The sequence below is a fragment of the Algoriphagus lacus genome (genome assembly GCF_003583985.1).
Lineage (GTDB): Bacteria > Bacteroidota > Bacteroidia > Cytophagales > Cyclobacteriaceae > Algoriphagus > Algoriphagus lacus.
Genome location: NZ_QXML01000001.1, coordinates 865,169 through 888,042, shown reverse-complemented (window position 1 = coordinate 888,042; position 22,874 = coordinate 865,169). Strand labels below are relative to the sequence as shown.

Genomic DNA, 22,874 nt, shown 5'->3' with positions numbered 1-22,874 from the left:
AATTATTTAGATCTTTTGCTGATGATGAACTTGTTTGAATACTTCTTAGGCGCTCTGGTTTTCTTACCTTTTGAAAGGAGACCTTTACGGGATCTTGGATGACCACCTGAAGAACGGCCTTCACCACCACCCATTGGGTGATCAACAGGGTTCATTGCCACACCTCTTGTACGAGGTCTGATTCCAAGCCATCTCTTTCTTCCAGCTTTACCTAGCACCACGTTCATATGGTCACCGTTGGATACAGTACCAACTGTAGCCATACAAGCACCCAAAACGAGTCTCATCTCACCAGAAGGCAGCTTTACAGTTACGTATTTCGCATCACGCGCAACGATCTGTGCATATCCACCGGCACTTCTGGCCATTGCTCCTCCTTTACCTGGCTTTAATTCCACATTGTGTACAATAGTACCCATTGGGATATTAGCCATTGGCATGGCGTTGCCCACTTCTGGAGCAACTTGCTCACCGGAAATCACTGTTTGCCCTACTTGCAAACCTTCCGGAGCGATAATATAGGCCTTAGCACCATCTGCGTAGTAAAGCAGGGCAAGACGTGCTGTTCTGTTTGGATCGTATTCGATTGCCTTTACGGTAGCCGGTACTCCAAACTTGTTTCTCTTGAAGTCTACAATTCTGAGTCTTCTTTTATGACCACCACCGATGTATCGGGCAGTCATTTTGCCTGTATTATTTCTACCGCCTGATTTCTTGATAGGAGCAAGAAGTGATTTTTCCGGCTTTGACTTAGTAATCTCGTCAAAAGCAGGAGCCACTCTGAATCTTGTTCCTGGAGTAACAGGCTTCAACTTTTTAATTGCCATGATATTGATTCAATTAAATTTCTCCGTAAAAATCAATTACCTCACCATCAGCTACTTGCACGATTGCCTTTTTGTAAGCATTGGTGAAGCCTGATACGATCTTATTCTTGGTATAGCGGGTTTTATGCTTCGCAGCATATCTCATGGTACGAATAGATACCACCTTTACCCCATACTTTTTCTCAACAGTATTTTTGATCTGCGTCTTGTCAGCGGTTTTCTCCACGATAAAACCGTAGGTACCTTTCTCGTTGCCAGCGGAGACCTTTTCTGTAATCAAAGGCTGCTTTAGAATATCCATTGTCTTATTTCGATAAAATGGTTTCCAATTTACTTACAGATCCTTCGCACAATACCAAGTGGTCAGCATTTAGGAGTTGGTAAGTATTTACATCATTTACAGTCACTACTTTCGCCTTAGGAAGGTTTCTGCTTGACAAAAACACGTTCTTGTTTTCCTCTGGAAGAACCAAAAGGGTCTTCTTGTCAGAAAGAGAAAGTCCGCTCAAAAGCGCGATGTAGTTTTTGGTCTTTGGAGCCTCGAAAGAAAGATCCTCCAATACAACCAGGCTGTTTTCAATCACTTTATAAGAAAGTGCTGACTTACGAGCCAACTGTTTTACTTTTTTATTGAGTTTGAAAGAGTAGTCTCTTGGCCTAGGGCCAAATACTCTACCTCCACCACGGAAGTTAGGCGCCTTCAAAGATCCTGCACGAGCACCACCGGTACCTTTTTGCTTTTTGATCTTTTTAGTAGAACCTGCTACTTCGTTTCTTTCTTTTGATTTGTGAGTGCCTTGTCTCTGGTTAGCCAGATACTGCTTCACATCCAAGTAGATTGCGTTATCGTTAGGTTCGATCGCGAAGATTTCGTCAGAAAGAGTCACCTTTCTACCTGTATCTTGTCCTTTATGATTGATTACTGCTAATTCCATGGCTTATTTCTCAAGAATTACGAAAGAGTTTTTAGGACCAGGTACTGAACCAGAAACCAAAAGAAGGTTTTGCTCAGGGTAAACTTTCAACACGCGAAGGTTGATCACTTTCACTCTGTCACCACCTGTTCTGCCGGCCATTCTCATTCCTTTGAAAACTCTGGATGGCCATGAACATGCACCAATGGAACCTGGGTGTCTCTGTCTGTTGTGCTGACCGTGAGTTTGACCACCCACACCACCAAAACCGTGACGCTTCACAACACCTTGGAAGCCTTTACCTTTTGAAGTACCGATGGCATCTACGAAGTCACCTTCTACGAAAACCTCTCCTGCACTTACCGTCTTTCCGAGCTCCACTTGACCTTCAAACTCGGCCCTGAAGTCACGGAATTCAACAACTTTCTGCTTTGGCGTAGTACCGGCCTTTTTAAAATGACCGATCAGCGGCTTGGGAGTATTTTTCTCCTTACGCTCGCCGAATGCCAACTGCACTGCGTTGTACCCGTCTGTTTCAACGTTTTTTACTTGCGTCACTACGCAAGGACCAGCTTCTATTAGCGTGCATGCGACGTTACGTCCATCGGCACTGAAAATGCTAGTCATTCCTACTTTTTTACCTATAATACCAGACATCTTGAATAAGATAATTTGATAATCCACAAGTGATTACACACTTGGGCCCTTTTTAAGGACTGCAAAGTTACTGAAATAATATTTGGCAGCAAATCCCAACTCTAATATTTTCAAACAATTAGAAATAAATTGAAACAGAAGGGAACTTTTGAAGGATTACCTGTCAAATCCAATTTTCCTTAGAGTTGAAAAAACAAAAGACCTGCAGTGATTGCAGGCCTTTTGCTATTGAATTAAGGTTCTGTCAGACCTTGATTTCTACATCCACTCCACTTGGAAGCTCGATTTTCATCAAAGCATCCACGGTTTTCGAAGAATTTGAGTAGATATCTACCAGTCTTTTGTAAGTACACAACTGGTACTGATCTCTGGCTTTCTTGTTTACGTGTGGAGATTTCAACACAGTGAATTTCTCCTTTTTAGTCGGCAAAGGAATAGGTCCAACTACTACTGCGCCAGTGGCTTTTACAGCCTTCACGATCTTCTCTGATGACTTATCCACCAGGCTATGATCGTATGATTTTAGTTTTATTCTGATTTTCTGGTTCATTTTCTTGAAGATTAGGCTTTTTCACCTTTTACTTTAGCAATTACCGCTTCAGCTATGTTATTAGGAACAGGCTCATAGTGAGAGAATGTCAAAGAAGCAGTCGCTCTACCTGAAGTGATTGTTCTCAAATCAGTCACATATCCGAACAACTCAGACAAAGGAACGCTAGCTTTGACTACGGTAGAGGTACCCTTGGTATCCATACCTTTCATCAAACCTCTTCTTCTGTTCAAGTCACCTGTGATTGGTCCGGTATATTCATCCGGAGTCACCACGTCAACAGCCATAATTGGCTCAAGCAACTGTGGCTTACACTTTTTAGCAGCTTCTTTGAAACCAATTCTAGCAGCTAATTCAAATGAAAGCGCATCGGAATCCACATCGTGATATGAACCGTGGAATAATCTCACCTTCATAGCTTCGATTGGATAACCTGCCAATGGTCCATTCTTCATTGCCTCTTGGAAGCCTTTCTGAACGGGCTGGATAAATTCTTTTGGAATCACACCTCCTACGATGCCATTGACAAAGTCAAGACCTGGCTTGATCTCGCCAGTTTCCGGGTCGGGATCCTTAGGACCCAATTCGAACACGATATCAGCGAATTTACCTTTACCACCAGTCTGCTTCTTGTAAACTTCTTTGTGCTCAACAGAACCAAACAAAGCTTCTTTGTAAGCAACCTGAGGAGCTCCTTGATTGATTTCAACTTTGAATTCTCTCTTCAGACGGTCGATGATAATTTCCAGGTGAAGTTCACCCATACCTCTTAGGATCGTCTGACCAGTTTCATGGTCAGTATTTACCTGAAGTGTTGGATCTTCTTCTACCAGTTTTGCGATCGCCATTCCAAGTTTATCCACGTCAGCTTGAGTTTTTGGCTCAATTGCATATCCGATAACAGGCTCAGGGAACACCATGGATTCCAGAACTACCTTGCGCTTTTCGTCGCAAAGTGTATCTCCTGTCTTGATGTCTTTGAAACCTACTACAGCTCCAATGTCACCCGCTACCAATCTTTCGATTTGGTTTTGCTTGTTTGCGTGCATCTGGAATACTCGGGAGATACGCTCCTTGTTGCCTGAACGGCTGTTGAAAACGTATGAACCGGACTCCAAAACACCAGAATAAGCTCTAACAAAGCATAGACGACCAACAAACGGATCAGTTGCGATTTTGAAAGCCAAACCAGTGAATGGTTCCTTTTCGTCAGGAGCAATAGCTACTTCAACATCCTCATCATCCAAAGAATGGGCAACGATATCGTCCTTGTCCAATGGAGAAGGAAGCAATTCCATAACCAAGTCAAGCATGGTTTGAACACCTTTGTTTTTGAAAGAAGAACCACAAACCATCGGTACAATTTTCATGTCGATAGTTGCTGCTCTTAATGCCTTCAAAATTTCGGCTTCAGTAATGGAATTTGGATCATCGAAAAATTTCTCCATCAAAGACTCATCGTAGTCAGCAACAGCCTCCAACAGATACTCTCTGTATTGAGCTGCTTCCTCTACCATATCTTCAGGGATTGGAACTACTTCATAGGTCATACCCATGTCATTTTCGTTCCAAATGATTCCACGGTTGTTGATCAAATCAACAACACCACGGAATTTATCTTCTGCACCGATTGGAAGCTGCAAAGGCACGGCATAAGATCCGAGCATTTCCTTTACTTGCTTACAAACTTCCAGAAAATTTGCGCCAGCACGGTCCATTTTGTTAACGAAACCGATACGGGCCACTTTATAATTATCAGCTAATCGCCAGTTGGTTTCAGACTGTGGCTCAACACCATCCACAGCACTGAACAGGAAAACAAGTCCATCAAGGATTCTCAAGGAGCGGTTTACCTCTACGGTAAAGTCAACGTGTCCAGGAGTATCGATGATGTTGATTTGATATTGGTTGCTTCTGTAATTCCAGAAAACGGTAGTTGCAGCAGAAGTGATAGTAATACCTCTTTCTTGCTCTTGCGCCATCCAGTCCATGGTAGCAGCACCTTCATGCACTTCACCAATTTTATGTGACTTACCGGAATAGTAAAGAATACGCTCAGTAGTTGTCGTCTTTCCGGCGTCAATATGCGCAGCGATACCGATGTTTCTGGTGAATCTTAAATCTCTTGCCATCCTAATTAAAATCTAAAGTGGGAGAATGCTTTGTTGGCTTCGGCCATTCTGTGCGTATCATCTTTCTTCTTCACAGCGGCTCCTTCGCCTTTTGCTGCTGCGATGATTTCGCCTGCCAATCGGTCCATCATGGTCTTCTCACCTCTTTTACGAGCATAGGCGATCATCCACTTGATACCAAGTGACATTTTTCTTTCAGGTCTGACTTCCATAGGAACCTGGAACGTAGCACCACCAACTCTACGACTCTTCACCTCAACGGATGGAGCAATATTGTTAAGCGCTTTTTTCCAAACTTCAAGACCATTCTCACCTACTTTGGATTCTACCTTTGCTACTGCATCGTAGAAAATGTTGTAAGCAATACTCTTCTTCCCATCGACCATCAGACAGTTTACAAACTTGGTCACCAAAGTGTCATTAAACTTTGGGTCTGGAAGAATATATCTCTTCTTTGGTTTCGCTTTTCTCATTTCTTTTTAATGTTTTTTATTATTTCTTTTTTGCCGGAGCACCTTTGGTCGGAGCTGCTGGAGCACCTTTACCAGCTTTCGGTCTTTTAGCACCGTACTTGGAGCGACCTTGCTTACGGTCTTTTACTCCTGCAGTATCCAATGCACCTCGGATGATGTGATATCTCACACCTGGAAGATCTTTCACACGACCACCTCTGATCAATACAATAGAGTGCTCTTGCAAATTGTGACCTTCACCCGGAATGTAAGCATTCACTTCTTTTCCGTTCGTCAATCTCACCCTAGCCACCTTTCTCATCGCAGAGTTAGGTTTCTTAGGGGTCGTAGTATATACCCTAGTACAAACCCCTCTTCGCTGTGGACATGCATCCAATGCTCTAGATTTTGATTTGATCTCCAGTGTATTTCTACCTTTTCTTACTAGTTGTTGAATAGTAGGCATTAACTGATAAAATTTAGTTTTCCTGTAAACTGTTAAATTTTGGACTGCAAAGGTAAAGAATCAAATAAGAGTAACAAAATTAAGCAGTTATATTTTTACTATGCCTCCCCCGGCTTACCAAAGGAAATCGGAAAAGAAGGAGAACCGCCTCCTTGGTTGATTTTTCCGAATGCAGCTTCATATTTTTCGATGTTATCCTTCAAGGCCGCAAGCAATCTTTTTGCATGATCCGGAGTCACGATAATTCTTGACTTTACTTTTGCCTTTGGTACTCCCGGCATCAACCGGATGAAATCAATTACAAATTCGGAATTGGAATGCGCGATCATGGCCAAATTGGAATAGGTACCTTCTGCCACTTCTTCAGAAAGCTCGATGTTTATCTGTTGATCTTGTCTTTTGTTGTCTTCCATGTTTTTTGGGATTAAAAAAAGGCCTGTACACAACATACAGGCCTTTCGTGTTCTAATTCTAACTTGATTAAAGAATGGCTTCGCTAGATCTTCTAGCGGAAGTTCTTTCCATATTTTCAGAAAGCTTGTCGTATTCTTCCTGAGAACCTACAATAAGATTTTGCAATCTTCTCTGTCCGGTACCGGCTGGAATCAGGTGACCTACGATTACGTTTTCTTTCAAGCCCAACAATTCGTCTCGCTTACCTCTGATGGCAGCTTCGGAAAGAACCTTGGTAGTTTCCTGGAAGGAAGCTGCCGAGATAAAGCTTTCTGTACCTAAAGAGGCAGCAGTGATTCCTTGCAAAGTAGGAGCAGAAACAGCTGTCTCAGCATCACGAACTTGAACAAGTTTCAAATCCTTACGCTTTAAGCTGGAGTTTTCGTCTCTCAATCTTCTTGCAGAAATGATCATACCTGGCTTCAAGGTAGATGAATCACCAGCATCCATGACCACTTTCTTATCCAGGATATTGTCGTTTTCCTCACGGAATGCCCACTTATCCACGATTTGACCTTGTAGGAAGTTCGTATCCCCCGCATCCAGAATTTCAACTTTCTGCATCATCTGAGATACGATTACCTCAATGTGCTTATCGTTGATTTTTACACCCTGAAGTCTGTAAACTTCCTGAATCTCGTTTACTAAGTATTCCTGTACTGCAGTTGGTCCTTTAATGGAAAGGATATCATTTGGAGTGATCGCTCCATCTGATAACGGCTCACCTGCACGGATGAAGTCATTTTCCTGAACCAAAATGTGCTTGGAAAGAGATACCATGTACTTCTTGATCACGCCATCTTTTGATTCAATAACGATTTCTCTGTTACCGCGCTTGATTCCTCCATAGGTAACAACACCGTCAATTTCAGAAACCACAGCCGGGTTGGATGGGTTACGTGCCTCGAACAATTCAGTAACTCGTGGAAGACCACCGGTGATGTCTCGAGTCTTACCCACAGATCTTGGAATTTTAACCAGGATTTGACCAGCCTTAACTTTGTCTCCAGCTTCAACAGCTAGGTGAGCACCAACAGGAATATTGTATGCCTTGGTTTCGCCACCATAATTAATGACGATCGCAGGGTTCTTAGTTCTATCCTTGGTTTCAATGATTACTTTTTCACGGAAACCAGTCTGATCATCGGCCACTTCTTTATATGTGATCCCTTCTACGATCGCCTCGAATTCAACTTTACCGTCAAATTCAGAAAGGATTACCGCGTTGTATGGATCCCAAGTGCAGAGAGACTGTCCTTTGGAGATTTTCTGACCATCCTTCACATTCAACAACGCACCATAAGGAACGTGGTTGGACACTAAGGTTTTACCGGTTTTTGCTTCGTTGATTTTGATTTCACCCGAACGTCCCATTACAATAGTAATTGCTTCACCATCTTTATTGGTCGTTTCAATGAATCTCAATTCTTCTTCGAATTCAATTACACCGTCAAACTTAGCATTGATGGAAGCGTCTACTGCCATGTTGGAAGCTGTACCACCTACGTGGAAGGTTCTCAAAGTCAACTGAGTTCCCGGTTCACCGATGGACTGTGCAGCAATAACACCAACAGATTCACCAGCCTGTACCATTTTACCGGTAGCCAAGTTTCTTCCGTAACATTTTGCGCAGACACCTCTTCTGGTTTCACAAGTCAACACAGATCTGATTTCCACCTCTTCGATAGCAGACTCATCAACCAGCTTGGCAACTTCGTCTCCGATTTCAACACCCGCTGGGATAATCAATTTATCTGTAATAGGATCATAAACGTCATGTACTGATACACGACCCAGGATTCTTTCAGAAAGTGGCTCAACGATTTCATCGTTGTCTTTCAAAGGCTGAACTACCAGACCTCTCAAAGTACCACAATCCTCTTCGGTCACGATCATATCCTGAGCTACGTCCACCAAACGACGGGTCAAGTAACCCGCATCGGCTGTTTTCAAAGCCGTATCAGCAAGACCTTTACGAGCACCGTGTGTAGAGATGAAGTACTCCAATACGTCCAGACCTTCTTTGAAGTTGGAAAGGATTGGGTTTTCGATGATTTCACCTACAGAACCCTGAAGGTTTTTCTGTGGCTTAGCCATCAACCCTCTCATACCACCCAGCTGACGGATTTGCTCTCGGGAACCACGGGCTCCTGAGTGCATCATCATGTAGATGGCATTGAAACCCTGCTTGTCCTCTTCCATCTTCTTCATCAGATTGTTGGTCAAATGAGAGTTGGTACGAGTCCAAATATCGATTACTTGATTATAACGCTCATTATCCGTGATCAGACCCATAAGGTAGTTGTTCCATACTTGGTCAACTTCCTCTTTTGCCTTGGCGATCATCGGCTCTTTTTCTTCCGGAATGATTACATCATTCAGACCCATTGACAGGCCACCTTGGTAAGCCATCTGGAATCCAAGATGCTTGATATCATCCAAGAACTGGGCCGTACGGGCAATTCCGCAAACCTTCACCACCTCAGCGATGATCTGCTGGAGTTTTTTCTTAGTCAAAAGTTCGTTTACATAGCCTACTTCCTCAGGAACGAATTGATTGAAAATCAAACGACCGGCAACAGTTTCGATGATTTGTTCTTTGATCTCACCTTCGGAAGTCCTCACCTTTACTTTACACTTGATGTGTGCATGCTTGGAGATTTTGCCTTCGTTCAATGCAATGATTACTTCTTCCTGACTGTAGAAAGTCATGCCTTCACCGGCAACTTTCTCCTCAGGAGTTGACTTTTTGCCTTTGGTCACATAATAAAGACCCAAAACCATGTCCTGAGAAGGTACAGTGATTGGAGCACCGTTGGCTGGGTTCAAGATATTGTGAGCAGAAAGCATCAGCGTGGAAGCTTCCAAGATTGCCTCGTGGCCAAGCGGAACGTGAACCGCCATCTGGTCACCGTCAAAGTCGGCGTTGAATGCAGTACACACCAATGGGTGAAGCTGGATCGCTTTTCCTTCAATCAGCTTTGGCTGGAAAGCCTGGATACCCAATCTGTGAAGAGTTGGGGCTCGGTTGAGAAGAACTGGATGTCCTTTCAATACGTTTTCCAAAATATCCCACACCACAGGATCTTTACGATCCACGATTTTTTTGGCTGATTTTACAGTCTTTACAATACCTCTTTCGATCAGTTTTCTGATGATAAAAGGTTTGAAAAGTTCCGCCGCCATATTTTTAGGAAGACCACACTCGTGCAGTTTGAGCTCAGGACCTACGACGATTACAGATCGACCGGAGTAGTCCACTCGCTTACCGAGCAAGTTTTGACGGAAACGGCCCTGCTTACCTTTCAACATGTCGGAAAGGGATTTCAACGCACGGTTACCGTCTGATCTTACTGCATTTACTTTTCTGGAGTTATCAAAAAGTGAATCCACAGCTTCCTGCAACATTCTCTTTTCGTTTCTCAAAATCACCTCAGGAGCTTTGATATCAATCAATCGCTTCAAACGGTTATTTCTGATGATTACTCTTCTATACAGGTCATTCAAATCAGAAGTCGCAAAACGACCTCCATCCAAAGGAACCAATGGACGCAATTCCGGTGGAATAACAGGAACCATTCTTACCACCATCCACTCTGGACGGTTTTCTATACGAGTTCTTGCATCACGGAACGCTTCTACTACTTTCAAACGCTTCAACGCTTCAGCTTTACGCTGCTGAGAAGTGTCGGTAGCGGCTTGGTGGCGAAGTGAATAAGAAAGATCATCAAGGTCCAATCTTGCTAACAGCATTTCCAAGGCTTCAGCACCCATCTTGGCGATGAATTTGTTTGGATCAGCATCGTCCAGCATGTGGTTTTCCTTTGGAAGCTTATCCATGATGTCGAGGTATTCGTCTTCAGTAAGGAAGTCGAGGTACTGCACACCTTCTTCAGCTTTGATACCGGCTTGTACTACGACATATCGCTCATAGTAAACAATCTGATCCAATTTCTTGGTAGGAAGACCAAGCAGGTATCCGATTTTGTTTGGAAGAGATTTGAAGTACCAAATGTGCGCTACAGGAACCACCAATTCGATGTGTCCCATACGCTCACGGCGTACTTTTTTCTCAGTCACTTCCACTCCGCAACGGTCGCAGATGATGCCTTTATATCTGATTCGCTTGTATTTACCGCAATGACATTCCCAGTCTTTCACAGGACCAAAGATTCTCTCGCAGAACAAACCGCCCATTTCTGGTTTGTATGTCCTGTAGTTGATGGTCTCCGGCTGAGTTACTTCACCATTTGAACTGTCCAGAATAGATTCTGGAGAAGCCAAGCTGATGGTAACTCTGGAAAAATCGTTGTTGAGTTTTTTATTTTTTCTAAACGACATAATTTTTTGAGATATGTTAAGGGCGATTACTCGCCCTATGAGCCTAATTAATCCAGTGTAATTTCAAGAGCCAAACCTCTCAACTCGTGAACCAATACATTGAATGATTCAGGGATGTTAGGCTTAGGAAGGTTTTCTCCCTTCACGATCGCTTCATAGGCTTTCGCTCTACCGATTACGTCATCAGACTTTACAGTCAGGATTTCCTGAAGTACGTGAGATGCACCGAATGCTTCCAGTGCCCACACTTCCATCTCTCCGAATCGCTGACCACCAAACTGTGCCTTACCACCCAGCGGCTGCTGAGTAATGAGCGAGTATGGACCAATTGAACGGGCGTGCATTTTATCATCAACCAAGTGACCAAGTTTCAGCATGTAAGCAACACCTACTGTTACAGGCTGGTCAAATCTGTTTCCGGAAAGACCATCATACAGATAAGTTCTGCCATAAGGCGGCACACCTGCTGCTTCCAATTCTGCAGATACTTCTTCCAAAGAAGCACCATCGAAAATTGGAGTTGCATATTTCTTACCCATTCGCTGTCCTGCCCAAGCCAATACCGTTTCGAAAATCTGTCCGATGTTCATTCGAGAAGGTACACCAAGTGGGTTCAAAACGATATCCATTGGGGTTCCGTCTTCCAAGAAAGGCATATCCTCGTCTCTAACGATACGAGCAACGATACCTTTGTTTCCGTGACGACCGGCCATTTTATCACCCACTTTCAGCTTACGCTTCTTAGCGATGTAAACTTTGGCCAGCTGAACAATACCTGCTGGCAATTCATCACCAACCTCAAGTGTAAATCTGTCACGCTTGAATCGACCAGAAATCTCATTTCTGGAATTGGTGTAATTTTTCACCAACTGAACAATCAATGCATTGGTATGTGCATCCTCTGTCCAGTCATCCAAGATGATATCAGAAATCAAGTTTGCTTCCTCTGGAACATTGTAATTGGACTCGTCTCTGTAAGGGTTCTTAGCAGGGAAGAGGTTATTCTCGATGTTCTTCAAGTTAAACTTCATTCCTTTGCTGATGATCTCATCACCAAATTTGTGCTTCACTCCCTGAGAAGTTTTGCCATCAAGCAATGTCACAAGCTTGTTGATCATTCTGGCTCTAATTCCAAGGAGATCCTTTGAATATTTCGCCTTCAATTTTTCAACTTCAGCCTTTGACTTAGCTCGGTTATCTTTGTCTTTCTTAGGTCTTGAGAATAGTTTGGTTTCAATCACCACACCGTTCAAGGATGGAGAAGCTTTCAAAGAAGCATCTTTCACATCACCAGCCTTGTCACCAAAGATTGCTCTCAAGAGTTTTTCCTCAGGAGTTGGATCAGTCTCACCTTTAGGAGTGATCTTACCGATAATGATGTCCCCTTCTTTTACTTCAGCTCCAATTCGGATGATTCCGTTTTCGTCAAGGTGCTTAACAGCCTCTTCAGAAACATTTGGAATTTCAGAAGTAAGTTCTTCTTCACCACGCTTGGTGTCACGAACTTCCAATTGGAATTCTTCAACGTGAATTGAAGTGAAGATATCTTCACGAACCACTCGCTCGGAAATTACAATCGCATCTTCGAAGTTATATCCTTGCCATGGCATGTAGGCCACTTTGAGATTTTTACCTAAAGCAAGCTCTCCTTTATTGGTAGAATACCCTTCCACAAGAACCTGACCTTTTGATACCTTCTGGCCTTTCAAAACCAAAGGAGTTAAATTGATCGTGGTATCTTGGTTGGTTCTTCTAAACTTGATCAGATCGTAAGTTTTGTATTCATCTGTGAAATTCACCAACAATTCATCTGAAGTCAGATCGTATTTAATGGTGATTTTTTTCGCATCAACATATTCTACCACACCATTTGCCTCTGCAATAATCAGGGCTCTAGAGTCGATAGCTGCCTTTCCTTCCAAGCCTGTTCCCACGATTGGGGCTTCTGCTTTCAACAATGGAACTGCCTGACGCTGCATGTTGGACCCCATTAGGGCACGGTTAGCATCATCATGTTCCAAGAAAGGAATCAAGGAAGCCGCAACAGATACGATTTGGTTTGGAGCTACGTCCATGTAAGAAATCTCACTAGGATCTAGTACTGGGAAATCACCTTCAAATCGTGCCTTTACCTTCTCATTAAAGAAAGTGCCATCTGCTTCAAGTCGAGCATTAGCTTGGGCAATGTTGTGATTGTCTTCTTCTTCAGCTGTCAGGAATACGATTTCCTCCGGCTTCATTCCCACTTTTCCATTTTCTACCTTACGGTATGGCGTTTCAAGGAAGCCCATTGAATTCACTTTTGCGTGAACACAAAGAGAAGAAATCAACCCAATGTTTGGACCTTCTGGAGTTTCAATTGTACAAAGACGGCCATAGTGTGTGTAGTGAACGTCTCGAACTTCGAATCCTGCTCTCTCTCTGGAAAGACCACCTGGTCCTAAGGCAGAAAGTCTTCTTTTGTGAGTCAGCTCGGCCAGAGGATTAGTCTGGTCCATGAACTGAGAAAGCTGATTGGTTCCGAAGAAAGAGTTAATAACTGAAGAAAGGGTTCGTGCATTAATCAAATCGACCGGTTTGAAGTCTTCATTGTCACGCACGTTCATTCTCTCACGGATAGTTCTGGCCATTCTGGCCAAACCTACACCAAACTGGCTATAAAGTTGCTCCCCAACGGTTCTAACTCGTCTGTTGGACAAGTGGTCAATATCATCGACCACAGCTTTAGAATTGATCAAACCAATAAGGTATTTCACGATGGAAATAATATCCTCCTTGGTCAATACAATCTTATCGGGCTCGATAGATAAACCTAATTTTTTGTTGATTCTGTAACGTCCAACTTCGCCAAGATCATAACGCTTGTCTGAAAAGAACAAGCTTTGAATTACTTCGCGGGCGGTTGCTTCATCTGGAGCTTCCGTGTTTCTAAGTTGACGATAGATCACTTCAACCGCCTCTTTTTCAGAGTTGGAGTTATCTTTTTGAAGGGTATTATAGATGATAGAGAAGTCAGCCACGTTCACATCTTCTCTATGGAGAATGATGGACTTGGAACCTGAATCCAAAATCATTTCGATGTCTTCTTCTGTAAGAACGGTATCCCGCTCAAGCAATACTTCATTTCGATCAATAGAAACTACCTCACCGGTATCTTCATCAACGAAATCTTCTACCCAAGTTCTCAAAACCCTTGCCGCCAGTTTACGCCCTGCAGCTTTTTTCAAAGCATTTTTAGTAGCAGGAACCTCTTCAGAAAGACCAAAGAGATCAAGGATATCCTTATCAGAACCATAACCAATGGCTCTCAAAAGTGTGGTAACTGGAAACTTCTTCTTCCGGTCAATGTAAGCATACATGACATTGTTGATGTCTGTAGCAAACTCAATCCAAGAACCTTTGAAAGGAATAATTCTGGCAGAATATAGCTTGGTACCATTTGTATGCTTGCTTTGCGCAAAGAATACACCAGGTGATCGGTGCAACTGAGATACAATAACACGCTCTGCACCATTGATTACAAAAGACCCTTTTTCGGTCATGTATGGTAGGTTGCCAAGGAATACCTCTTGTTCGATGGTTTCGAAATCCTCATTGTCTTCATCGTGACAAAGCAATCTCAACTTTGCCTTTAACGGAACAGAATAGGTCAAACCACGATCTATACATTCTTCCACACTGTACTTTGGTGGATCTACTGCATAGTCGATGAATTCAAGAGTGAAATTCTCTCTGGAATCACTAATGGGGAAGTTTTCAGCAAAAACTTTAAATAACCCATCTGCCCGGCGTTTTTCCGCAGGAGTATCCAACTGAAAAAAGTCTTTAAAAGACTGCAGCTGAATATCGAGAAAATCGGGATAGTCTTTGACCACCTTAATGGAGGAGAAACTTTTCCTTTCGGTTTGATTCTTGATAGCCAAGGTAGTGTATGTTTATAGTGAATTGAAATAACGGAATGCGACAATTATCGCTTAGAATAATGCAATTTTATACCTGCGCATAAACAGGAAAAGACCTGACTTGTTTAGTCAGGTCTTTGAGCTAATTCCGAACCTAAAGGCACGGAATCAGCAAATTATTTGATCTCTACTTCAGCACCAGCCTCTTCAAGAGACTTCTTAAGCGCTTCAGCTTCGTCCTTAGCAACTCCTTCTTTCAGAGCCTTTGGAGCAGCGTCAACAAGATCTTTTGCCTCTTTCAAGCCAAGACCTGTCAATTCTTTCACCAATTTAACTACTGCAAGCTTCTGAGCACCAGCAGCTTTAAGGATTACGTCAAAAGAAGTCTTTTCTTCTTCAGCAGGAGCCTCAGCAGCACCAGCACCACCACCAGCAACTACTACAGCACCAGCTGCAGCAGGCTCAATGCCGTACTGATCCTTAAGGATATCTGTCAATTCTTTAACTTCTTTTACAGTCAAGTTTACCAACTGTTCTGCAAGTTGTGTAAGATCTGCCATTGTATTAATTATTTAATTGTTTTTGAATGATTTGATAAGATTATTTTGCTTCTCGGTCGGCAAGCGTCTTCAATACACCAGTGATGTTATTTTGACCTGACTGCAATGCAGACACGAGATTTTTAGCAGGAGACTGAAGCAATCCAATCAGATCACCCAGCAATTCTTGCTTAGACTTGAGGTTAGACAGCATTTCAAGATTGTTCTCGCCCAGAATTACATCTGAATCGATACCTGCTCCTTTGAAAACTGGTCTATACTCTTTTTTACCTTGTTTCTTTCTGAAATCCAGCAATACTTTTGCTGGAAGGTTACTAGTCTCTTTTGAGAAAATAATTCCAGAGAACCCTTTCAATGCACCACTCACCAATTTGGAGTAGTCTGCATCCAGATTTTCAAGAGCTTTTGCGATCAAGGTATTCTTGTACACTTTGTACTCAACACCTCTTTCGAAACAAGTTCTTCTGAACGCGTTCACTTCAGCTACCGAAAATCCCGAAGCATCTGTGATGTAGAAGAAAGGGCTTTCCTTCAGCTTCTCAGTCAGACTGTCGATTATAACTTTCTTTTCGTCTCTAGTCATGATTAAATACCTTGAATGCTACCCTTGTCTACAGCAATACCCGGAGACATTGTGCTTGACAAATGAATACTTTTGAAATATGTACCCTTAGAAGAAGATGGCTTCAACTTAGAGATCGTCATGATCAGTTCTTTCACATTTTCCTGAATTTGTTCAGGAGAGAAGGAAACCTTACCAACACCGGCATGGATAATTCCAAACTTATCAACTTTAAAGTCGATTTTACCAGCTTTAACTTCTCTTACAGCTTTACCCACATCAAGGGTAACGGTTCCAGATTTAGGATTTGGCATCAAGCCACGAGGACCTAACACTCTACCTAACCTACCTACTTTTGCCATTACGTTAGGCATCGTGATGATGACATCAACGTCAGTCCATCCGCCTTCGATTTTGGCAATGTAATCGTCCAAACCTACGTAGTCTGCACCTGCTTCGGTAGCTTCTGCTGCTTTATCAGGAGTACAAAGCACCAATACTTTGATGTCTTTGCCAGTACCATGAGGAAGTGCAACAACACCTCTTACCATTTGATCAGCTTTACGTGGATCGACGCCCAAACGAACGTCAACATCTACGGAAGCGTCAAACTTAGTCATGGTAATTTCCTTAACCAGTGAAGAAGCTGCCTCCAGGGAGTACATTTGGCTTGCGTCGTACTTAGAAAGAGCTTCTTTTTGCTTTTTTGTTAACTTAGCCATTGTTGTTTATTTATACTTCCCATGGGGCTTTACCAGATACAGTGATACCCATGCTTCGTGCAGTACCAGCTACCATTTTCATGGCAGATTCTACTTTGAAAGCATTAAGGTCAGGCATTTTCGTCTCAGCAATCACTCTTACCTGATCCCAGGTAACAGATCCTACTTTCTTTCTATTTGGTTCAGCCGAACCACTCTTGATCTTGGCAGCTTCCAACAGCATATTTGCAGCCGGAGGAGTTTTTACCACGAAATCAAAAGTTTTATCGGAATAAACCGTAATCAGTACAGGAAGCACAGTACCCATTTTGTCTTGGGTACGCGCATTGAACTGCTTACAGAACTCCATGATGTTCAAGCCCTTGGAACCAAGAGCCGGTCCTACCGGAGGCGACGGGTTAGCCTGGCCACCTTTCACTTGTAGTTTTACATAACCAGTGATTTCCTTAGCCATTGCTTAGTCTTGTTTTTCTACTTGTATAAAATTTAACTCTACTGGAGTATTTCGGCCGAAGATCTTAACCATAACATTAAGCTTCTTCTTTTCCTCAAATATCTCCTCAATTGTCCCGGTAAATCCACTGAAGGGTCCGTCCATTACCTTAACGGCCTCTCCGACTATAAATGGGGTATCTTGCTTCTCGGCAAACTCATCAATCTCTTCAACCTTACCTAAGATACGGTTGACTTCTGACTGTCGTAATGGCTCAGGGGTTTTGGAAGCTCCCCCCTGGTTTGATCCAAGAAAACCGATAACACCCGGGATACTCGTAATTACGTGATTGGCCTCACCATTGGAAAGATCAGCGTTAACTAAAACATATCCAGGGAAGAAATTTCTCTCCCGAACACGTTTTTTACCGTTCCGCATCTCATATACTTTCTCAGAAGGAATCAACACTTCAGGAATATATTCCCCAATCTTCTGTCTATGAATTTCATTATCCAGATAGGTCTTGGTCTTCTTTTCCTGTCCTGCTACTACTCTGAGTACGTACCACTTATGTTCAGCCATTCTGTAATGTCAATTAGAATAAATCATAAAACCATGTCATGACGTTTTCAAATCCCAGATCAACGACACCAATAAACAGGGCAAAGATCAAGGAAGCTACCAACACCAATACGGCACTATTTTGAAGAAAAGAAAACTTAGGCCAAGTGACCTTGTTTTTCATTTCGTCGTAAGACTCCAGGACAAAGTTTTTAAGATTCATAGTCTACTTACTTGCTGCACGGGCAGAGAGATTCGAACTCCCATCAACGGTTTTGGAGACCGCTATTCTGCCATTGAACTATGCCCGTGTGAATTAACGCCCCGCAAATGGGAACGCAAAATTAGTAATAATGTCTTTAGAAACAAATGCGATCCCAAAATAATCTGGGATCGCATCGCTTGCTTATTATTTGAATGATTAGTCAAGAATTTCGGTAACCTGACCGGCACCTACTGTACGGCCACCTTCACGGATAGCGAATCTCAAACCTTTCTCCAATGCTACTGCAGACAACAAGTTAACTTCGATGGTTACGTTATCACCTGGCATAACCATTTCAACGTTAGCAGGAAGTTTGATTTCACCAGTTACGTCAGTGGTTCTCAAATAAAACTGAGGTCTGTACTTGTTGAAGAATGGAGTGTGACGTCCACCTTCTTCTTTAGAAAGTACGTAAACTTCAGCTTTGAAGTGAGCGTGAGGCTTCACAGAACCTGGCTTACAGATGATCATACCGCGCTTGATCTGAGATTTTTCAATACCTCTCAACAACAAACCAACGTTATCACCAGCTTCACCTCTGTCAAGGATTTTTCTGAACATTTCAACACCAGTTACGGTAGACTTAAGTCCTTCAGCACCCATACCGATGATTTCAACTGGTTCACCAGAGTTGATAACACCTCTTTCGATACGGCCTGTAGCAACTGTACCACGGCCAGTGATAGAGAATACATCTTCAACAGGCATCAAGAAATCCTTGTCGATAAGACGCTCTGGAAGAGGAATGTAAGAATCAACGGCATCCATCAATTGCATTACGGTAGCTACCCACTTTTCTTCACCGTTCAAAGCACCAAGTGCAGAACCAGCGATTACTGGAATATTGTCACCGTCAAACTCATAGAAAGAAAGCAATTCTCTTACTTCCATTTCAACAAGCTCAAGCAATTCAGGGTCGTCAACCATGTCAACTTTGTTCAAGAAAACAACAAGCTGAGGTACACCTACCTGACGAGCCAAAAGGATGTGCTCTCTAGTTTGAGGCATTGGACCATCAGTTGCAGCTACTACTAGGATAGCACCGTCCATCTGAGCAGCACCAGTAACCATGTTTTTAACGTAGTCAGCGTGACCAGGACAGTCTACGTGAGCGTAGTGTCTCTTTTCAGTTTGATATTCTACGTGAGAAGTATTAATAGTAATACCTCTTTCTTTCTCTTCAGGTGCGTTATCAATAGAAGAGAAATCTCTCAATTCAGAAAGACCTTTTTTAGCCAATACGGTAGTGATGGCGGCAGTCAGGGTTGTTTTGCCATGGTCTACGTGTCCAATCGTACCGATGTTAACGTGCGGCTTGGAACGGTCGAAGGTTGCTTTTGCCATGCGTGAAAATCCTCAGTTTAAGTTTAAAGATATGTTTAGATAATAATTTCTGTATTGAGCCAACGACGGGAATTGAACCCGTGACCCCTTCCTTACCAAGGAAGTACTCTACCCCTGAGCTACGTCGGCTTAACCCATTGTGCTCTGTAAGCACAGAGCGGGAGACGAGGCTCGAACCCGCGACCTGCAGCTTGGAAGGCTGCCGCTCTACCAACTGAGCTACTCCCGCTTGTTACCGGCGTACCGGATATTTTTCGCCCTGCAAAACTAGAAAAAAATTTTACATTCAGGCAACTTGGTGGGGGAAACAGGATTCGAACCTGTGAAGACATAAGTCAACGGATTTACAGTCCGTCCCAGTTGGCCGCTTTGGTATTCCCCCAACTGCGCTAAAACCAGAAAGTTTTGACCCCTTATGACCTTAACGGATGGCAAAATTATAGCCTTTTACCAAAGTATCAAAGGATGGCTTCCAAATTTGAAAACTTTTTCTCTTGGGCTAATTCAATGGTTTAAAAATCAACCGATTAATTTTCTCACTTCAGTGCTTCCAGAAAATAATTGAAATAGTTTCTGAGTTCGGGATCTTTTTCGAGAGCACTTAACTTTTCTATTTTTTCAATTACCAACTTATCATCAGCAAATCCCATCAAAGCCTGAAAAGCTCCCATACGGATAAAATTCTTTGAGTCATTTTCCATTAACGCCAAGAGTTGCTTTACAGCAGCTTCTTTACCCTCTTCAGGAAATCTGGAAAAATATTCACTAAAGTATCCCAAGAAATAATAAAGCCCTTCACCGGAAAGAAGTCCGAGTCGATTCAAAAACCAAGGCCCCTTACCTCCAACACTTTGTTCAATATAAAATTCAGCTACAGGAACACTAATCCTAAAATTAGGGTCTCCAGCGAATCGCTCAATGACCGTTGAGTCTACCGGATTGTCCGTGGCACTTACCAATCCCATCAATGCAGACCCTGCCACCAAATAGGACGGTTCGTTAGCAAGTCTGGCAAAAGTGTTCTGATATTTATTCGGATCCCAAACCCCCAAAAGATCAATCGCAGCAGATCTCACTGAGCTCTTTAAATCCTTTTCTGCAAGTTCATATACAAGTTCCTCTATCTCTGGAATCAAGTTTCTCAGCTCAGGGTCATTTTGCATAAACCCGAGTGCATTTTCTCTGATTGACCAAAATGGATCCTTCAAGGCGAGAGGTAAGATCTCCAACAATTCATCCTTAGCCTCTCTTGCCACCAAGCTATCCAATGCCTCATACCGGGCAACGCCCAATTGGGACTCTTTGAATTGACGGACAAACTGTCCAGAACTGATTTCCTGTGACCTTCTTGCGAGAAGATTTTTGCCCTCATCCAAGTACACTTGGGAAATTGGCGTTTCACTTTCTATTGAAAATTGTTGGAAAGCCTGAGTCATAAAGAACTTGTTGGATTTTCGAACTTCAGCTTCGTACCAACTTACCTCAATGGGCAATTGGTAAAGGGGTGCTTCTTCCAAATCCTGAGCTTGATAAACCGAAACGAGAATGCTTTGAGGTTGGGAATAATCAATTTCAAAATAAAGCTCAGGATGGCTTTTGTCTAGAAACCACTGATTGAAAAACCAATTCAAATCCTGTCCGCTCACCTGCTCAAATGCCAACCTCAAATCATGGACCTCCACCGATTGAAAAGAGTGTTGGGTTAGGTAAAGATGGAGCGCCTTAAAAAAAGCCTCATCGCCCAAATACTGGCGAAGCATGTTCAATACGACTCCTCCCTTGTTATAGCTATGCGCATCAAACATGTCCTCCGAATCAGAATAATCGAACCGAATCAGGTCTTCCTGTTTGGATTCGGATTCTGCAAAATAGCCTTCCATTTCAGATACCAACTTCAGTGAAGCTTGATCCTTTCCATATTTATGCTCATTCCAAAGGTATTCGCTGTAATTGGCAAAGGCTTCATTTAAAGTTAAATTTGACCAAGACTCTGAGGTTACCAAATCCCCAAACCATTGATGAAAAAGCTCATGAGCTATAATATAATCCCACTCTGAGTCGATTGCCTCCCGTTCGTCAAGTCGAAGTTCCTCCATAAAAATAGAGGCGGTTGTATTTTCCATCGCGCCTGAGACAAAATCTCTCACCACGATTTGATCGTACTTTGGCCAAGGGAATTTCACACCCAACTTATCTTCGAAAAACCCGATCATTTCAGGAGTATTCTCAAAAACCTTTGCTGCTCCTTTTTCAAACCCTTTTTCCACATAGTACCCCAATGGAAGATCGCCCCATTTTGCTTCTACTTTTCCAAAAACCCCAACGGCAATTGCAGCTAAATATGGTGCATGAGGGAGTTCCATTTGCCAGAAATCTTTTCGCAAGCCGCCTTCCAATTTTTCCTGTTTGACCAATTTCCCATTACTTATAGACACCATGGAATCCGGTACAGTGAGTTTGAAAAGCTGAGTAGCCCGTTCGTTAGGCTTGTCAATCGTGGGAAACCATTTACTGTTATGCTCAGTCTCCCCCTGAGTCCAAATCATGGTCGGTTTGCCGGGAATGGTATCCAGCGGATCTATGAAATACAGTCCTTTGGTATCGGTAATTGCTTCACTTCCATTGCCTGAATTGCGATCAGGAAATGCGGTGTAGTTAATTTCCACTTCGAACGTATCCTGAGAAGAAAGCAATTCCGGTAAATAAATGCGGAGTTGCTTTTCGTCGTAGCGATAAGACAGTTTGGTAAGATTTTCTCCTTTTACCAGATGAATCGCACCAACTTCATAGTCCTTTGCATCCAGGATCAATTCCTTCTGGGGATAGAAGAAAGGCTTTAATGTCAATCGTGCTTTTCCCAAAACAGCCTGATTTGACCAATCAAATGACAAGTCCAAATCGGTATGGATCAAATCAAAATCCCGACGCGCACTGGGTTGATAGGCTTCAATTTCAGCTTCTTTTTCCTGGATCAATTGGATCAGCTTGGCACTGTCCACCCCTTCGCCCGAATCTGTATCAGTAATAGTCAACGGCTCTGACTCAAGCTCAGTGGCAATTTTTTCAGATTTACAGGAAATGGCAAATACAAGGATAGAGGAGCTTCCCAAAACCAGGCAGGAATTCAAAATTTTTGTTAGTCTCAAATTCATTTGTTTGATAGTTGAGAAAAATCTTAACGAGGCAATTTCCCCGCTTGATGTATATTCACACCCAAAATAGCAGGAATGTTTTCAGTTATCCTTCAAGACACCGCCCATTCGGTCGAAAAAACCGAGGATTCGATCAAAGTCAACCAAAAGCCACTTGCTTGGGACATGAAATGGATCGGGGACAGAAAAGTCCATCTAATCCGTGGAAATGAGTCCGTCGAAGCTGAATTGCTATCGCTTGACAGAGAATCAAAAAGCCTTCAAATCCGAGTTGGATACAAAACCGCGACACTACAGCTTAAGGACCGTTTTGATCTATTATTGGAGCAAATGGGAATGAGCGCTGCTGGTTCCGGCACTGTAAAAGACATCAAAGCGCCTATGCCGGGTCTTATTTTAGACCTAAAAGTAAAACCTGGAGACGAAGTCAGGAAGGGTGATGTGGTCCTGATCCTGGAAGCCATGAAAATGGAAAACATCATCAAGTCACCGGGAGATGGTGTCGTAAAGGATGTGAAAGTAGCCCTAAAACAAAGTGTGGAAAAGAATCAGGTCCTGATTCAGTTTTAATAATCAAAGCA

20 protein-coding genes and 4 tRNA genes are annotated in these 22,874 nt (G+C 42.8%); 1 reads left to right on the top strand and 23 read right to left on the bottom strand.

Annotated elements, in window-relative coordinates:
* Positions 1-2: 2 nt before the first annotated feature.
* From rplB to D0X99_RS03670, 23 genes are all read right to left on the bottom strand, one after another.
* Entirely contained in the window at positions 3-827 is an 825-nt protein-coding gene (gene rplB / locus D0X99_RS03780; protein WP_119476288.1) for a 50S ribosomal protein L2, read from the bottom strand.
* Between the two features lie 13 nt (positions 828-840).
* A complete protein-coding gene (gene rplW, locus D0X99_RS03775; RefSeq protein WP_119476287.1) occupies positions 841-1,128 on the bottom strand; it encodes a 50S ribosomal protein L23 in 288 nt (95 codons plus the stop codon).
* Between the two features lie 4 nt (positions 1,129-1,132).
* Positions 1,133-1,762: a 50S ribosomal protein L4 gene (rplD, locus tag D0X99_RS03770; protein WP_119476286.1), complete on the bottom strand. Its 630-nt coding sequence runs from the start codon at positions 1,760-1,762 to the stop codon at positions 1,133-1,135.
* Between the two features lie 3 nt (positions 1,763-1,765).
* The gene (gene rplC, locus D0X99_RS03765) at positions 1,766-2,398 is read right to left on the bottom strand and encodes a 50S ribosomal protein L3 (RefSeq protein WP_119476285.1); all 633 of its coding nucleotides are present in this window, start codon (positions 2,396-2,398) and stop codon (positions 1,766-1,768) included.
* A gap of 244 nt (positions 2,399-2,642) precedes the next feature.
* Complete coding sequence (gene rpsJ, locus D0X99_RS03760; RefSeq protein ID WP_024284766.1) at positions 2,643-2,948, bottom strand: 30S ribosomal protein S10; 306 nt, start codon at positions 2,946-2,948, stop codon at positions 2,643-2,645.
* 11 nt (positions 2,949-2,959) lie between these two features.
* Positions 2,960-5,080, bottom strand: a complete 2,121-nt coding sequence (gene fusA / locus D0X99_RS03755) for an elongation factor G (protein WP_119476284.1) — start codon at positions 5,078-5,080, stop codon at positions 2,960-2,962.
* A gap of 5 nt (positions 5,081-5,085) precedes the next feature.
* Positions 5,086-5,553, bottom strand: coding sequence for a 30S ribosomal protein S7 (gene rpsG / locus D0X99_RS03750; protein ID WP_119476283.1), 468 nt, complete (start codon positions 5,551-5,553; stop codon positions 5,086-5,088).
* 19 nt (positions 5,554-5,572) lie between these two features.
* Positions 5,573-5,998, bottom strand: coding sequence for a 30S ribosomal protein S12 (gene rpsL, locus D0X99_RS03745; protein ID WP_119476282.1), 426 nt, complete (start codon positions 5,996-5,998; stop codon positions 5,573-5,575).
* A 98-nt stretch (positions 5,999-6,096) separates the two neighbouring features.
* Entirely contained in the window at positions 6,097-6,411 is a 315-nt protein-coding gene (locus D0X99_RS03740) for a DUF3467 domain-containing protein (RefSeq protein WP_119476406.1), read from the bottom strand.
* Between the two features lie 67 nt (positions 6,412-6,478).
* Entirely contained in the window at positions 6,479-10,792 is a 4,314-nt protein-coding gene (gene rpoC, locus D0X99_RS03735; RefSeq protein ID WP_119476281.1) for a DNA-directed RNA polymerase subunit beta', read from the bottom strand.
* A 47-nt stretch (positions 10,793-10,839) separates the two neighbouring features.
* On the bottom strand, positions 10,840-14,715 hold the full coding sequence (gene rpoB, locus D0X99_RS03730) for a DNA-directed RNA polymerase subunit beta (RefSeq protein ID WP_119476280.1): 3,876 nt from the start codon (positions 14,713-14,715) through the stop codon (positions 10,840-10,842).
* A 155-nt stretch (positions 14,716-14,870) separates the two neighbouring features.
* The gene (rplL, locus tag D0X99_RS03725; RefSeq protein WP_119476279.1) at positions 14,871-15,254 is read right to left on the bottom strand and encodes a 50S ribosomal protein L7/L12; all 384 of its coding nucleotides are present in this window, start codon (positions 15,252-15,254) and stop codon (positions 14,871-14,873) included.
* 40 nt (positions 15,255-15,294) lie between these two features.
* Entirely contained in the window at positions 15,295-15,837 is a 543-nt protein-coding gene (gene rplJ / locus D0X99_RS03720; protein ID WP_119476278.1) for a 50S ribosomal protein L10, read from the bottom strand.
* Between the two features lie 2 nt (positions 15,838-15,839).
* Entirely contained in the window at positions 15,840-16,538 is a 699-nt protein-coding gene (gene rplA, locus D0X99_RS03715) for a 50S ribosomal protein L1 (RefSeq protein WP_119476277.1), read from the bottom strand.
* Positions 16,539-16,548: 10 nt separating this feature from the next.
* Complete coding sequence (gene rplK, locus D0X99_RS03710) at positions 16,549-16,992, bottom strand: 50S ribosomal protein L11 (RefSeq protein ID WP_119476276.1); 444 nt, start codon at positions 16,990-16,992, stop codon at positions 16,549-16,551.
* A gap of 3 nt (positions 16,993-16,995) precedes the next feature.
* Complete coding sequence (nusG, locus tag D0X99_RS03705) at positions 16,996-17,553, bottom strand: transcription termination/antitermination protein NusG (protein ID WP_119476275.1); 558 nt, start codon at positions 17,551-17,553, stop codon at positions 16,996-16,998.
* A gap of 13 nt (positions 17,554-17,566) precedes the next feature.
* Positions 17,567-17,755 carry a preprotein translocase subunit SecE gene (gene secE / locus D0X99_RS03700; RefSeq protein ID WP_119476274.1) on the bottom strand — a complete coding sequence of 63 codons (189 nt, stop codon included), beginning with the start codon at positions 17,753-17,755 and terminating at the stop codon, positions 17,567-17,569.
* A gap of 17 nt (positions 17,756-17,772) precedes the next feature.
* A tRNA-Trp gene (locus D0X99_RS03695) sits at positions 17,773-17,843 on the bottom strand.
* Positions 17,844-17,953: 110 nt separating this feature from the next.
* The gene (tuf, locus tag D0X99_RS03690) at positions 17,954-19,141 is read right to left on the bottom strand and encodes an elongation factor Tu (RefSeq protein WP_119476273.1); all 1,188 of its coding nucleotides are present in this window, start codon (positions 19,139-19,141) and stop codon (positions 17,954-17,956) included.
* 57 nt (positions 19,142-19,198) lie between these two features.
* Positions 19,199-19,270, bottom strand: a tRNA-Thr gene (locus tag D0X99_RS03685).
* Positions 19,271-19,297: 27 nt separating this feature from the next.
* Positions 19,298-19,370, bottom strand: a tRNA-Gly gene (locus D0X99_RS03680).
* Positions 19,371-19,437: 67 nt separating this feature from the next.
* Positions 19,438-19,523, bottom strand: a tRNA-Tyr gene (locus D0X99_RS03675).
* A gap of 154 nt (positions 19,524-19,677) precedes the next feature.
* On the bottom strand, positions 19,678-22,293 hold the full coding sequence (locus tag D0X99_RS03670) for a M1 family metallopeptidase (protein WP_119476272.1): 2,616 nt from the start codon (positions 22,291-22,293) through the stop codon (positions 19,678-19,680).
* A gap of 75 nt (positions 22,294-22,368) precedes the next feature.
* Here D0X99_RS03670 and D0X99_RS03665 point away from each other — a divergent pair, with 75 nt between their 5' ends.
* The gene (locus D0X99_RS03665; RefSeq protein WP_119476271.1) at positions 22,369-22,863 is read left to right on the top strand and encodes an acetyl-CoA carboxylase biotin carboxyl carrier protein subunit; all 495 of its coding nucleotides are present in this window, start codon (positions 22,369-22,371) and stop codon (positions 22,861-22,863) included.
* Positions 22,864-22,874 lie beyond the last annotated feature (11 nt).

Bases quoted from the DNA above. Each gene is read 5' to 3' on its own strand.
- secE (WP_119476274.1), bottom strand. From the start codon at position 17,755: ATGAATCTTAAAAACTTTGTCCTGGAGTCTTACGACGAAATGAAAAAC.
- D0X99_RS03670 (WP_119476272.1), bottom strand. From the start codon at position 22,293: ATGAATTTGAGACTAACAAAAATTTTGAATTCCTGCCTGGTTTTGGGA.
- rplL (WP_119476279.1), bottom strand. From the start codon at position 15,254: ATGGCAGATCTTACACAACTTGCAGAACAGTTGGTAAACTTGACTGTA.
- rplK (WP_119476276.1), bottom strand. From the start codon at position 16,992: ATGGCTAAGGAAATCACTGGTTATGTAAAACTACAAGTGAAAGGTGGC.
- rplD (WP_119476286.1), bottom strand. From the start codon at position 1,762: ATGGAATTAGCAGTAATCAATCATAAAGGACAAGATACAGGTAGAAAG.
- rplB (WP_119476288.1), bottom strand. From the start codon at position 827: ATGGCAATTAAAAAGTTGAAGCCTGTTACTCCAGGAACAAGATTCAGA.
- fusA (WP_119476284.1), bottom strand. From the start codon at position 5,080: ATGGCAAGAGATTTAAGATTCACCAGAAACATCGGTATCGCTGCGCAT.
- rpsJ (WP_024284766.1), bottom strand. From the start codon at position 2,948: ATGAACCAGAAAATCAGAATAAAACTAAAATCATACGATCATAGCCTG.
- D0X99_RS03665 (WP_119476271.1), top strand. From the start codon at position 22,369: ATGTTTTCAGTTATCCTTCAAGACACCGCCCATTCGGTCGAAAAAACC.
- rplJ (WP_119476278.1), bottom strand. From the start codon at position 15,837: ATGACTAGAGACGAAAAGAAAGTTATAATCGACAGTCTGACTGAGAAG.
- D0X99_RS03740 (WP_119476406.1), bottom strand. From the start codon at position 6,411: ATGGAAGACAACAAAAGACAAGATCAACAGATAAACATCGAGCTTTCT.
- rpsL (WP_119476282.1), bottom strand. From the start codon at position 5,998: ATGCCTACTATTCAACAACTAGTAAGAAAAGGTAGAAATACACTGGAG.
- rplW (WP_119476287.1), bottom strand. From the start codon at position 1,128: ATGGATATTCTAAAGCAGCCTTTGATTACAGAAAAGGTCTCCGCTGGC.
- rplA (WP_119476277.1), bottom strand. From the start codon at position 16,538: ATGGCTAAGTTAACAAAAAAGCAAAAAGAAGCTCTTTCTAAGTACGAC.
- rpsG (WP_119476283.1), bottom strand. From the start codon at position 5,553: ATGAGAAAAGCGAAACCAAAGAAGAGATATATTCTTCCAGACCCAAAG.
- rpoC (WP_119476281.1), bottom strand. From the start codon at position 10,792: ATGTCGTTTAGAAAAAATAAAAAACTCAACAACGATTTTTCCAGAGTT.
- nusG (WP_119476275.1), bottom strand. From the start codon at position 17,553: ATGGCTGAACATAAGTGGTACGTACTCAGAGTAGTAGCAGGACAGGAA.
- rplC (WP_119476285.1), bottom strand. From the start codon at position 2,398: ATGTCTGGTATTATAGGTAAAAAAGTAGGAATGACTAGCATTTTCAGT.
- tuf (WP_119476273.1), bottom strand. From the start codon at position 19,141: ATGGCAAAAGCAACCTTCGACCGTTCCAAGCCGCACGTTAACATCGGT.